The organism is Actinomadura sp. NPDC047616, assembly GCF_040642915.1.
GTDB classification, from domain to species: Bacteria; Actinomycetota; Actinomycetes; order Streptosporangiales; family Streptosporangiaceae; genus Spirillospora; species Spirillospora miaoliensis.
Genome location: NZ_JBEYTB010000005.1, coordinates 199,471 through 212,002, shown reverse-complemented (window position 1 = coordinate 212,002; position 12,532 = coordinate 199,471). Strand labels below are relative to the sequence as shown.

Sequence of the window (12,532 nt, the reverse complement as noted above, 5' to 3'; positions counted from 1 at the left end):
CTCAGCGTGTGCCATGACGCGGCCGCTCGCGCCCCCCGGCGCGCACGGCCGTCATCCCCAGGGAAGGCCCCCAAGGTGACCGCTCGGTGGCCGCTCCGGCGCGTCCCGGCAAAGACCAGGCATGGAGTCGTCAGTCGGCGGCCGCGCGCTCGGTCTCGCGAGAGCCGGGCAGGCCGTCGGCAGCGGGCGCGTCGACCTCGGCGGGCTCGGTGACCTCGGCGGGCTCCGCCGGTGGGGCGGGGTCGGCCTGGCGGGCGAACTGGGTGCGGTACAGCTCGGCGTACAGGCCGCCGCGCAGCAGCAGGTCCTCGTGGCGGCCCCGCTCGGCGACGCGGCCGCCGTCGATCACCAGGATCTGGTCGGCCTCCCGGACCGTGGACAGCCGGTGCGCGATCACCAGGGAGGTGCGCCCGGCCAGCGCGGTGGCCAGCGCCCGCTGGACGGCCGCCTCGGACTCGGAGTCCAGGTGCGCGGTGGCCTCGTCCAGCACCACCACCGACGGCGCCTTCAGCAGCAACCGGGCGATCGCCAGGCGCTGCTTCTCCCCGCCCGACAGGCGGTAGCCGCGGTCGCCCACCACCGTGTCCAGGCCCTCGGGCATCGCGGCGACCAGCTCGCCGATGGCGGCGGCGTCCAGCGCGGCCAGGATCTCCTCGTCGGTGGCGTCCGGACGGGCGTAGCGCATGTTCGCGCCGATCGTGTCGTGGAACAGGTGGGCGTCCTGGCTGACCACGCCGATCTGGGCGCGCAGCGACTCCAGCGTCACGTCCCGCACGTCGTGGCCGCCGACCCGCACCGCGCCGTCGGTCACGTCGTACAGCCGCGACACCAGGTGCGTGATCGTGGACTTGCCCGCCCCGGACGGGCCGACCAGCGCGTACATCTGCCCGGGCGGGACGGTGAACGTCACGTCCCGCAGCACTTCGCGGCCGGGCGCGTTGTCGGTGCGCGCGATCGACTCCAGCGACGCCAGCGACACCTCGGCGGCCGACGGGTAGGAGAACGACACGTGGTCGAACTCGATCGCCGGGGCGGCGCGCTCCCCCTCGACCGCCGTGACCTTGGCGGTCGTCGCCGTGGCGGCGCCGTCCCCGGCGGCCCGCCCGTTCCCGGCGGCCTTCTCGGTCTTGTCGAGCTTCTCAGGCTTGTCGGTCTTCTCAGGCTTGTCGGTCTTGACGAGCGTGCCGGCGCCGCCGTCGCCGTCGGCGGTGACGGTGAGGGGACGGGCGTCCGCGCGGTCGGCGATCAGCGGCTTGAGGTCCAGCACCTCGAAGACGCGGTCGAAGCTGACCAGCGCGGTCATCACGTCCACGTGCACGTTGGACAGCGCGGTCAGCGGCCCGTACATGCGGGTGAGCAGGGTGGCCAGGGCGACCAGGGTGCCGAGCTGGAACTTCCCGTCGACGACCAGGACGCCGCCGACGCCGTACACCATGGCCGTGGCCAGCGCCGCCACCAGGGTCAGGGCGGTGAAGAACACCCGCCCGTACATGGCGGCCACGACGCCGATGTCGCGGACCCGGGCGGCGCGCTGGGAGAAGTTCTCCTCCTCCTCGGCCGGGCGCCCGTACAGCTTGGCCAGCATCGCGCCGGCCACGTTGAACCGCTCGGTCATCAGCGAGCTCATCTCGGCGTCCAGCTGCATCTGCTCGCGGCTGACCCGCTGCAGCCGCTTGCCCACCCACTTGGCGGGCAGGATGAAGATCGGCAGCAGCAGCAACGCGATCAGCGTGACCTGCCAGGACAGGACGAACATGGTGACCAGCACCAGGATCAGGCTGATCACGTTGGACACCACCGACGACAACGTGGTGGTCAGGGCGCGCTGGGCGCCGATGACGTCGTTGTTGAGCCGGCTGACCAGCGACCCGGTCTGCGCCCGCATGAAGAACGCGACCGGCTGGCGCTGGACGTGCCCGAAGACCTGGGTGCGCAGGTCGTAGATCAGGCCCTCGCCGATGCGCGCCGAGTACCACCGCTGGACCAGGCCGAGCACGGCCTCCAGCAGCGCCAGCCCGGCCACCGCGACCGCCAGCCACACCACCACGGCGTGGTCGGCCGGCACGATGCCGCGGTCGATGATCGACTTGAGCAGCAGCGGGTTGGCCACCACGATGCCCGCGGCGAGCGCGTTCAGCATCAGGAACAGCACCAGCTCGCGGACGTAGGGCCGGGCGTAGCCGGCGATACGGCGCACGGTGCCGGGCTTGAGCCGCTGCCGGGTGACCGACGCGTCCCGGCGGAACGAGGCCATCACCTGCCAGCCGTTGCCCGGCATTCCCGGCATCCCCACAGCGACCTCCGAGGGTCCGACGCGGCCGCGACGCCCCGGCGGCCACGTCCGTCGTCTGATACGTAATCAAGTAATCAGGTCGTGCGTCAGCACAGCACAACACATCGCCCGCATCCGGGCTTCCCAGGTCAGCTCTGGGCGTAACGCGACCGCGACGGCACAATCGCACAACCGCACGGCACCCGCCATATCCGGCCTTGTCGTGGACGTACCCCGCACCGGGATAGTAGATCTGCTGATCAACATCTTTCGGCTCTCAACCCCCCCTTGGAGCCCACGTGACCCGACGTCTGCTGCGCGGCCCCACCAGGCGAGCCGCCGGCGCGCTCACCCTCGCGGCCGCGCTGATCGCCGCGACCGCGCCGCCCGCCGGGGCGGCCGCGACCGCCCGTCCGGCCGTCCCGACGATCAAGGTGGCGAACGGGGAGACCCAGCCGGTGTTCTCCCGCGCCGACGCCGTCACCCAGACCGTCGACATCGAGACCACGGTCGACAGCGACCGCGACGGCGTGCGCGACCGCGTCCAGCTGCGGATCATGCGCCCGAAGGAGACCGACCGGGGCCTGCGGGTCCCGACGATCCTGGAGCCCAGCCCGTACTGGGCGGGCACCCATGACGACGTGCCGATGCACCCGGTCGACATCGGCGGGGCGCAGGCCCGGTCCCGCGCCACGGTCCAGCGGAACCTGGCCGAGTTCTTCCCCGGCTACTACGACAACTACTTCCTGCCGCGCGGGTACGCGGTGGCCAACCTCGACAGCATCGGCACCGGCGGCTCCACCGGCTGCCCCACGTCCGGTGACCGCGCCGAGCAGGCCGGGACCAAGGCCGCCGTGGACTGGCTGAACGGCCGGGCCCGCGGCTGGGCCCCGGACGGCACCCCGGTGAAGGCCACCTGGTCCACCGGCAGCGTCGGCATGATCGGCCAGTCGTACAACGGCACGCTGCCCAACATGGCGGCGGCCAGCGGCGTCACCGGGCTCAAGGCGATCGTGCCGATCGCCGCGATCTCCAGCTGGTACGACTACTACCGCGCCAACGGCGGCGTCCTGGCGCCCGGCGGCTTCCAGGGCGAGGACCTGGACGTGCTGGCCAAGGTCGTGCTCACCCGGAAGAACCCCGAGGTGTGCGCGAAGGTCATCGACGAGCTGACCGCCGCGCAGGACCGCGAGACCGGCGACTACGGCAAGGTGTGGGCGGACCGCGACTACGTCGGGGACGCCCGCAAGGTCAAGGCCGCCGTGATGGTGGTGCACGGCCTGAACGACTGGAACGTCAAGGTCAAGAACTCCGTGCAGTGGTGGAACGCCCTCAAGGAGGCGGGGGTGCCGCGCAAGCTGTGGCTCCACCAGGGCAACCACGCCACGCCCTTCCGCTGGCGGCTGGAGGAGTGGCTGCGGCAGACGCACCACTGGTTCGACCGGTGGCTGTACGGCATCCAGAACGGCATCACCGCCGAGCCGCGCGTCGACATCGAGCGCGCCCCCGGCCGGTGGGAGACGGCGCGCGACTGGCCCGTCCCGGGCACCCGCACCGTGCCGCTGAGCCTGAACGCCGGTGCGGAGGGCCAGCCGGGCGCCCTGTCGCCGCGTCCGCGTCCGGGCGCGCCGCAGTCGATGGTGGACGCGGGCCGTACCCGCACCGCCGAGCAGCTGCTGGTCAACGAGAACCAGGCCGACCCCAACCGGCTCGTCTACCTGACGCCCGAGCTGGAGAAGGCCGTCCGCGTCAACGGCATCCCCCGGATGTCGGTGAAGGCGTCCCTTGACGGGCGGTCGCCGTACCTGACGGCGCTGCTGGTGGACTACGGCACCGACACCCGTCCCACCGGCGCCCGCGTCGACACCGGCGAACGGGTCTGCTACGGCGAGGGCGTTCCGGGCGACGACGGCTGCACCACGCGGCTGGCGCACCGCACCGAGACCGCCCCCTTCAAGATCGTCACGCGGGGGTGGCTGGACGCCCGCAACCGGCACAGCCCGAGCCGCACCGAGCCGTTCGCGCCGGGCCGGGAGTACACGTTCCGCTGGGACATGGAGCCCACCGACTACGTGTTCAAGCCCGGCCACCGCATCGGCGTGGTCGTGCTGTCCACCGACTACGACTACACGCTGCGCTACCCGGCGGGCACGAGGCTGATCGTGCGTCCGGAGAGCAGCAAGCTGCTGTTCCCGATGGCGCCGGGCGGATCGCTGGAGGGCCTCGGGTAGGACGACGCGGCGCCCGCGCGTGAGCGAAGGGCCGTCAGGAGGGCTCGCGGCTCCCCTGACGGCCCTTTCGCACGGCCGAGGAGATCAGGTCGCGGACCGCCCGGCGCCGAACATCTCGCGCAGGCGGCCGATCTGCTCGCGGCGCTCGGCGGCGCACTGCTCCTCGAGGGTGTTGCCCGGCGCCTGCCACAGCAGCCGCTTGGTGGCCACGGCGGCGCCGGCGTTCACCGCCAGCAGCGAGTCGACGAGGCCGCGCACCGCCTCGTCCAGCCGGTCGCGCGGCGTGACGATCTCGGCGATGCCCAGGCGGGCCGCCTCCTCGGCGGGCACGTTGCGCGCCGTCAGGCACAGCTCCAGGGCGCGCGGCACCCCGACGATCTCCACCAGGGGCTTGGTGCCGGTCAGGTCGGGGACCAGGCCGAGCGCGGGCTCCTTCATGCAGAACACCGCGTCGTCGGCGGCCACCCGCAGGTCGCAGGCCAGCGCGAGCTGGAAGCCGCCGCCGATGGCGTGGCCGTGCACGGCCGCGATCGTCACGATCTCGGGGCGGCGCAGCCAGGTGTAGCCCTCCTGCAGCTCGGCGATGAACCGGTCGGTGGCCTCGGGGTCGGAGCCGTCGGGCTGCTCACCGCCGGAGAACATGCCGAGGTCGATGCCCGCCGAGAACGACGGGCCCGCGCCGCGCAGCACCACCACCCGCACCTGCGGCGGCAGCGACCGGCCGATCCGGGCCAGGCCGCGCCAGGTGGCGAAGGTCATCGCGTTGCGGCGCTCGGGGCGGTTCAGCGTGACGGTGGCGACCGCGCCGTCGACCTCCAGCAGCAGCCCCGCCTCGGCCAGCTCCGCCTCGTCCGGCGGTGTGGCCGGTTCCGGCCGCGGCTCCTGCGCACTGGCGTCCGTCATGTGACGCCCCCCTTCCGCTGTGACTGCCGTGTCGCGGCGGACCGGCCCCGGCACCCGGCAAGGGGGCCGGACGCGAGCCGACCCGCCGTCGCGAACCGAACCATACTCGGTCGGCCGCGGCGGCGGGTCGGACGGTGCGCTCCTCCGGGGGTCTATCGTCCGGTCAGGACTTCTTGCCGCGGGTCGCGCCGCCGCGCCCCCGCAGGTTGACGCCGGACTCGGTGAGAATCCGGTGGATGAAACCGTACGAGCGACCGGTGGCGGCTGCCAGGGCGCGGATGCTCTCGCCGGAGTCGTACCTCTTCTTGAGTTCGGCCGCCAGCTTGTCGCGCTCGGCACCGGTCACGCGGGTGCCCTTCTTAAGGGTCTCGGCCACGAGTACCTCCCGTAGTGATGTGGTGACCGCTGCGTTATCCCCCGCCATGATCAGTCATTCCCGCGCGTTCGGCTACCCACTCCGCCAGAAAAGATCTGCAGAAGCTGCCCTGCAGGTCACGCAAGTGCCACCAGATCGGCAAACTCGTCACTCCAGATGTCCTCGACACCATCCGGCAGCAAAATCACCCGGTCCGGTCGCAACGCCTCCACGGCGCCCTCGTCGTGGGTGACCAGGACGATGGCTCCGGCGAAGGTGCGCAGGGCCGCCAGGATCTCCTCCCGGCTGGCCGGATCGAGGTTGTTGGTGGGCTCGTCCAGCAGCAGCACGTTGGCGCTGGAGACCACCAGCGTGGCCAGCGCCAGCCGGGTCTTCTCGCCGCCCGACAGGACCCCGGCGGGCTTGTCGACGTCGTCGCCGGAGAACAGGAACGAGCCCAGGATCTTGCGGGCCTCCACCGGCGCCAGCCCGGGCGCCGCCGACTGCATGTTCTCCAGCACGGACCGCTCGACGTCCAGGGTCTCGTGCTCCTGGGCGTAGTACCCGATGCGCAGCCCGTGCCCGGCGACGACCGTGCCGGAGTCGGGCTTGTCGACCCCGGCCAGCAGGCGCAGCAGCGTCGTCTTGCCCGCGCCGTTCAGGCCCAGGACGACGACCCGGCTGCCCCGGTCCACGGCCAGGCTCACGTCGGTGAAAATCTCCAAAGATCCGTACGATTTCGACAAACCCTCCGCGGTGAGGGGGGTGCGGCCGCACGGCGCCGGATCCGGGAAGCGGATCTTGGCGACCTTGTCGGCCCGCCGCTCGCCCTCCACCCCGGCCAGCAACTGCCGGGCCCGGCGGTCCATCTGCTGGGCCGCCTTGGCCTTGGTGGCCTTGGCGCGCATCTTGTCGGCCTGCGCCAGCAGCGCCGCCGCCTGCCGCTGGGCGTTGGCGCTCTCGCGCCTGCGCCGCCGCTCGTCGGTCTCGCGCTGGGTCAGGTAGGTCTTCCAGCCGACGTTGTAGACGTCGATGACGCAGCGGTTGGCGTCCAGGTGGAACACCCGGTTGACCACCGCGTCCAGCAGGCCCACGTCGTGGCTGATGACCACAAGGCCGCCCTGGTGAGAGCGCAGGAAGTCGCGCAGCCACAGGATCGAGTCGGCGTCCAGGTGGTTGGTGGGCTCGTCCAGCAGCAGCGTGTCGGCGCCGGAGAACAGGATGCGGGCCAGCTCGACGCGGCGCCGCTGACCGCCCGACAGGGTGCCCAGGGGCTGGCCCAGGACCCGGTCGGGCAGGCCCAGGCTGGAGGCGATGGACGCGGCCTCGGCCTCGGCCGCGTACCCGCCCAGCACGTGCAGCCGCTCCTCCAGCCGCCCGTAGCGGCGCACCGCGCGGTCGCGGTCGCCGTCGACGGCGGTGGCCATCGCCTCCTCGGCCGCCCGCAGGTCGCGCAGCACCTCGTCCAGCCCGCGCGCCGACAGGATCCGGTCGCGGGCGGTCTCCTCCAGGTCGACCTCCCGCGGGTCCTGCGGCAGGTAGCCGAGGGTGCCCGAACGGGTGACGCCGCCCGCGGCGGGCAGCGCCTCCCCCGCCAGCACGCGGGTGAGGGTGGTCTTGCCGGCGCCGTTGCGGCCCACCAGGCCCACCCGGTCGCCCGGGTTGACGCGGAACGTGGCGCCCTCGATCAGCAGCCGGGATCCGGCGCGCAGCTCGATGTCGTTGACAGTGATCACGGTAGACAGGGCTCCCTGACGGAGAGGTTCGACGGACGGGCGGCAGCACGAGGCGCGTCACGGTCCGTGACCACGACGCGCCCAGGGGCCTGTCAGCTCGGGAGCGAAACCATCTGATCAGTGTACGAGACGCGCGCAACCGGATTCCGAACCTCGCGCGCCGCCTGCGCGGGCCCCCGGGGAAAGTTCCGGGATGTCAGGATGGGAGGGACGGGCGATGCGACGTGGGGGACGAGCGCACGAGGGGGGAGCTCGATGAGCCACGTCACCACCACCCAACCCGAAGGCACGCCCACCTGGCTGGACATGGGCGTCCCGGACCTGGAGGCGGCCAGGCGGTTCTACGGCGACGTCCTGGAGTGGGAGTTCCGGGACCAGGGACCCGAGGCCGGCGGCTACCACCTGTGCCTGCTGCGCGGCGAGCCGGTCGCGGGCGTCATGCGCGCCCCCGACGAGGGCGCCGCCGGGATCCGGTGGACCGTCTACTTCGCCACCGACGACTGCGACGGCGCGGTCAAGCGGGCCGCCGACGCGGGCGGCGGCGTGGTCCACCAGCCGATGGACGTCATGGAGCTCGGCCGGATGGCGATCGTCACCGACGCGGTGGGCGCCCCGCTCGGCCTGTGGCAGGGCCGCACCCACATCGGCGCGCGGCTGGTGAACGAACCCGGCGCGCTGGTGTGGAACGAGCTGGTGACCGGCGACGCCGACGAGGCCCGCGAGTTCTACCGGAACCTGTTCCGCTACACCACCGAGCCGATCGCGGGCGAGCTGGACTACACGCTGCTGCGGCGGCCCGACGGCCACGAGGTCGGCGGCATCCACGGCGAGCCGGACACCGTGTCCTCGTACTGGCTGAGCTACTTCGAGGTCGACGACGTCGACTCGACGGTGCGCACCGTGCAGACGTCGGGCGGCTCGCTCGAAGGCGACCCGTGGAACTCCCCGTACGGCCGCATGGCGCACGTCAGGGACCCGTTCGGCGCCGAGTTCCGCCTCGTCCGGCCGCCGGACCGGATGCCCGACTCGGTGTGACGCCGGCGCGGGCCGCGTGCGGGCGGGCCGGCCGGCCGCCGTCTCCGTCCCCGCCGGCTCCGCCGGCGGCAGGTCCCGGCGGCCGGGCGGCCGCCCTGGCGTTTCGGCGGTCAGTCCTGGCGTTCGGCGGCCAGGCGCTGGCCGATCGTGTGGTGCAGGCGCTGCAGCCCGGACACCCCGAGCACGCCGATCTGGCCCTCCAGGTCGCGCAGCAGCGTGTCCTCACTGGCGACCACCTCGGAGGACTGCATCAGCACGGTGCCCTGCCCGGTGAAGTCGAACTGGTGCTCCTCCCCCGAGGTGCCGCCGATGCCGAACATCGACCGCGCCGCGCCCATCACGCCCCGCATGTAGGAGTGGTCGTAGTGGTGGGAGGGCGAGGGGCAGTCGGCCCAGCCCAGCAGCGCCTGCGGGTCGACCCGGATCGGCGGCTCGACGAAGTGCACCGGGCCGTTGGAGGCGGCCACGAAGCGGCCCGTGCCGATCAGCGTCAGGAACCCCGGGATGATCGACTGCTTGAGCTCCAGGCCCGGCTCGAACGCCAGCAGGTTCCCGGCCCGGATGGTCAGGTTCCCCTCGTCCAGGTCGTAGGAGTTGACGTCGAAGCCGCGGTCGGCCAGCAGCAGCTTGCCCCGTCCCTGCGCGACGATCCAGTCCTGGGAGTACAGCGGCGAGTGGAAGTGGGCGGCGACCAGCGCGTCCAGCGGCCCGGCCGACAGCGACTCGAAGCGGATGTCGCCGTAGTAGGCGATCATCTTGCCCTTCTGCGCGAACCACTGGCCGTTGAGGTCCACGCAGAAGGAGTAGGCGTTGACGTTGTCGTTGGCGGGCAGCGTGGCCGCGTTGAACGTGGGGGTGGAGGTGGGGGTCGTCACGGTGTCAGATCTTCCTCTCGCTCGGCTGCACGTAGACGACGCCGTCGCCGCTGAGCTGCAGCTGGAAGCCCTCGCCGGACCCGCGGCCGATCAGGTCGCGCAGGCCCACCGCCGTGGTCAGCTTGTTCTGGAGCCGGCCGCGGTGCGCCACGTACGCCTGCGGGTCGACGTGCACCGGCCGCTGCGGCGTGATCGGCATCTCCATGACGCCGCCGTGCGTCAGCAGCGCGCACGAGCCGTCGCCGGTGAGCGTGGTGGTGAACAGGCCCTGGCCGCTGACCGCGCCGCGGATCACCCCGCCGATGCCGCCCTGCTCGCCCAGGAACATGGTGCCGACCCGCAGGCTCGCGTCGTGCACCAGCAGGCGGTCGGCCTCGACGTACAGGGTGTCGCCGCCGGACAGCTCGACGACGGTGACCTCCAGCCCGGCGTGCCCGAACATCGCGCTGCCCTGCCCGGTGACGTGCATCATCTCGGTGCGCTCACCGGCGACGGCGCGGCCGAGGGTGCCCGCGATGCCCTGCCCCGCGGTGGTGGACGGGGCGAAGCGCACCCGTCCGGTGTAGGCGAGCATGGCGCCGCGCCTGCTGTAGACCTCCTGTCCGGGCCCGATCGGCACCCGCACCATCTTGGAGGTGATCGACTGATATCCGGGCATGCTCAGATCTCCAGAATTCCGCCGCGCTCGGCCGGCTGGACGTAGACGACGCCGTGCCCCTGGTACCGGAACTGCACGCTCTCCCCCGAGCCCTGGCCGAGCACCGTGCGCCAGTTGACGTCGGTGACGACGTCCTGCCGCAGCCGCCCGAAGTGCGCCACGTAGGCGTGCGGGTCGACGCTCAGCGGCGTCTGCGGGGTGACCTCCAGGGCGATGGCGGGCCCCTCGGACAGGATCGCCACGGTGCCGTGCCCGTCCACCTTGGTGGTGGCCAGGCCCTGCCCGGTGCCCATGCCGCGCAGCCCCACGAACTGCACGCCCGTCTGCAGCCGCCCGTCGAGCGCCAGCAGGCTCTCGGACTCCACGAAGAAGGTCTCGCCGTTCAGCGGGACGAGGGTGACCTCGGTCGCCTCGCTGGCCAGGTACACGGTGCCCTGGCCGGTGATCTCCATGAGCGTCATGCTCTCTCCGGCGATCCGGCGCTTGAGCGCGCCGCGCAGCCCCTCGCCGCCGGAGATGCCCTGGCGTTTGAACGTCATCTGGCCGTCGTAGGCGACCATGGAGCCGTTGAGCGCCCTGATCGTGTCCCCGGCCAGCTCGACGGCCAGCATCTTCGAGCCGTTCAATCGGAATCGCGCCACGAGCACAGAACATACCGGGGCGCACCGCCCCCGCGGCGGTGCCGGCGGATCCGTGTCCGTCCGCGCCCGGCGCGTTGCCCTCCTGATCAGCGCGCCGATCCGGAAAGATGGCCGGCATGTGGATCGCGCCCGAACGCCGTCGCCTCAGCCGCTGGGCCGTACCCGGACTGACCCTGGCCGCCGGAGTGGTGGTCGCGGCGTTGCTCGCCGCCGACGACCGGGCCGGCACCGGGCTCGTCGCCCTGGGAGTGCTGGCCGGCTACGCCCTGCTGCTCGGGTACCGGCGGTTCGAACCCGCCCTGCCGGGCAGCGAGGGGTTCGGATCCGGGCACCGGGCCCGCTCGCACGTCCGCGCGGCGGCCCTGACCGGGGACGTGCTCACCGGCGCCGTCGTCGCCGCGGTGATCGTGCAGGGGCTGCGCGGCGCCGACATCGTGCCGTACGCCTGGCTGGCGGCGCTGGCCGGGGTGACCTACGCGCTGTCGGCCACGTTCGGCGGCCGCTCCCTGTGAGCCGGGCGGCCGGGCGCGCGGCCGTCTTGATCTTTTAGCGTGAACGGCGCCGCCCGTGCCGCCGATCCGGACGAATAGTGCGTTAACTTCTCCTGACAACTGTGGATTCGGCCTGGTAGGAGCGGCATGATGCCGCTGTGTCCGCCCCAAATGTCCTGCTTCCGGCGCGCGCCGTGTTCCAGCCGGTGGTCGACCTCGGCACCGGCGCGGTCGTCGCGGTGGAGGCGCACTGCGGCCCCGGGCAGGGGGAGCCGCCCGCGGCGCGCCCGGACCCCGCCGCCGAGGACGTGCGCCGCGCGGTGGGGGCCGCCCGCGCCGCCGCCGAGCTGGGCACCCGGCTGCCGCTGCAGGTCGGCATCCGCGCCGCGACGCTCGCGCACGGCGAGGCGACGCTGGCGGGCCTGCACCACGGGCTGGCCGAGACCGGGCGCCGCCCGGGCGAGGTGATCGTCTGCGTGTCCGGCGCGTTCCACCCGGCGCACCGTCCCGCGGTGGTCGGCGGCCTGCAGGGGCTGCGCCGCGCGGGCTACCTCGTCGGCCTCGGCGGGCTCGGCGCCTCCCCCGTGCCGCTGGACCTGCTCGTCGACGCCGTCCCGTACCTGGTCAAGATCGACGCCGACCTGGCCCGCCGCACCGGCTCCGACCAGCGCCGCGCCGCGCTGGTGACGGCCCTGGTGGAGCTGACGCACCGGCTGGGCACCCACGTGCTCGCCCCCGGCCTGGCCACCGAGGAGCACGTGCTGCAGGCGCGGGAGGCGGGCGTGCGGCTGGTGCAGGGACCGGCGCTGGCGCCGCCGGAGTGGCGGCCCGGCATGCGCATCACCGTGCCGGTGGCGGCCAGGGAGGAGCCTCGCTCCCCGCGCCCCGAGACGACGCTGGGGCCGCGGGTGTCGGAGTTCACGCTGCCCGCCATGACGCTTCCCGTGACCACGACCGCCGACGAGGTCCTCACCGTCCTCACCGCCGAGACCGGCACCACCAGCGTGGTGCTGGTGGACGAGGGGCAGCGCCCCCGCGCCACGGTGGACCGCACCCGCTTCCTGCTGCAGCTGTCGGGCGCGTACGGGCACGCCCTGCACGCGCACAAGCCCGCGGTGCGGCTGGCCGACCCGCCGCGCGTCGTCCCCCGGACGGTGCCGGCCATCGCCGCCCTGCGCGCCGCGGGCCGCGAGAACGAGCGCGTGTACGACGACCTGGTGGTGACCGACGAGGTGGGGCGCTGCCTGGGAATCGTCCGCGTCGCCGACCTGATCCGCAGCCTGTCCCCCTGAGCCCCCGCCCCGGCCCCTGCGCGTGATCGGCGCGCTGAGAGGG

At 73.1% G+C, this 12,532-nt stretch carries 11 protein-coding genes; 4 read left to right on the top strand and 7 right to left on the bottom strand.

Annotated features, from left to right (window positions below; genetic code table 11):
- Positions 1–130: 130 nt before the first annotated feature.
- Positions 131–2,278, bottom strand: a complete 2,148-nt coding sequence (locus ABZ801_RS14505) for an ABC transporter ATP-binding protein (RefSeq protein ID WP_360698173.1) — start codon at positions 2,276–2,278, stop codon at positions 131–133.
- A gap of 293 nt (positions 2,279–2,571) precedes the next feature.
- On the opposite strand from ABZ801_RS14505, the gene ABZ801_RS14500 reads away from it, so the two are divergent.
- Positions 2,572–4,503, top strand: a complete 1,932-nt coding sequence (locus ABZ801_RS14500; protein WP_360697586.1) for a Xaa-Pro dipeptidyl-peptidase — start codon at positions 2,572–2,574, stop codon at positions 4,501–4,503.
- A gap of 84 nt (positions 4,504–4,587) precedes the next feature.
- On the opposite strand, the gene ABZ801_RS14495 is transcribed toward ABZ801_RS14500, so the two are convergent.
- The 3 genes from ABZ801_RS14495 to ABZ801_RS14485 form a co-directional block, all read right to left on the bottom strand.
- Entirely contained in the window at positions 4,588–5,406 is an 819-nt protein-coding gene (locus ABZ801_RS14495) for an enoyl-CoA hydratase/isomerase family protein (RefSeq protein WP_344944953.1), read from the bottom strand.
- Between the two features lie 163 nt (positions 5,407–5,569).
- A complete protein-coding gene (locus ABZ801_RS14490; RefSeq protein WP_012852589.1) occupies positions 5,570–5,782 on the bottom strand; it encodes a helix-turn-helix domain-containing protein in 213 nt (70 codons plus the stop codon).
- A gap of 116 nt (positions 5,783–5,898) precedes the next feature.
- A complete protein-coding gene (locus ABZ801_RS14485; protein WP_344944950.1) occupies positions 5,899–7,497 on the bottom strand; it encodes an ABC-F family ATP-binding cassette domain-containing protein in 1,599 nt (532 codons plus the stop codon).
- A 255-nt stretch (positions 7,498–7,752) separates the two neighbouring features.
- On the opposite strand from ABZ801_RS14485, the gene ABZ801_RS14480 reads away from it, so the two are divergent.
- On the top strand, positions 7,753–8,532 hold the full coding sequence (locus tag ABZ801_RS14480; protein WP_360697581.1) for a VOC family protein: 780 nt from the start codon (positions 7,753–7,755) through the stop codon (positions 8,530–8,532).
- A gap of 110 nt (positions 8,533–8,642) precedes the next feature.
- On the opposite strand, the gene ABZ801_RS14475 is transcribed toward ABZ801_RS14480, so the two are convergent.
- Genes ABZ801_RS14475 through ABZ801_RS14465 form a run of 3 tightly spaced genes read right to left on the bottom strand, consistent with a single transcriptional unit; the run spans position 8,643 to position 10,706 of the window.
- Positions 8,643–9,407, bottom strand: a complete 765-nt coding sequence (locus tag ABZ801_RS14475) for an AIM24 family protein (RefSeq protein WP_344944944.1) — start codon at positions 9,405–9,407, stop codon at positions 8,643–8,645.
- A 4-nt stretch (positions 9,408–9,411) separates the two neighbouring features.
- Positions 9,412–10,065, bottom strand: coding sequence for an AIM24 family protein (locus ABZ801_RS14470; protein WP_344944941.1), 654 nt, complete (start codon positions 10,063–10,065; stop codon positions 9,412–9,414).
- A 2-nt stretch (positions 10,066–10,067) separates the two neighbouring features.
- On the bottom strand, positions 10,068–10,706 hold the full coding sequence (locus tag ABZ801_RS14465) for an AIM24 family protein (protein WP_360697576.1): 639 nt from the start codon (positions 10,704–10,706) through the stop codon (positions 10,068–10,070).
- Between the two features lie 116 nt (positions 10,707–10,822).
- On the opposite strand from ABZ801_RS14465, the gene ABZ801_RS14460 reads away from it, so the two are divergent.
- Together ABZ801_RS14460 and ABZ801_RS14455 are read left to right on the top strand one after the other, a co-directional pair.
- Positions 10,823–11,218, top strand: a complete 396-nt coding sequence (locus ABZ801_RS14460; RefSeq protein WP_344944936.1) for an ABC transporter permease — start codon at positions 10,823–10,825, stop codon at positions 11,216–11,218.
- A gap of 137 nt (positions 11,219–11,355) precedes the next feature.
- Complete coding sequence (locus ABZ801_RS14455; RefSeq protein WP_360697573.1) at positions 11,356–12,489, top strand: EAL domain-containing protein; 1,134 nt, start codon at positions 11,356–11,358, stop codon at positions 12,487–12,489.
- Positions 12,490–12,532: the final 43 nt, after the last annotated feature.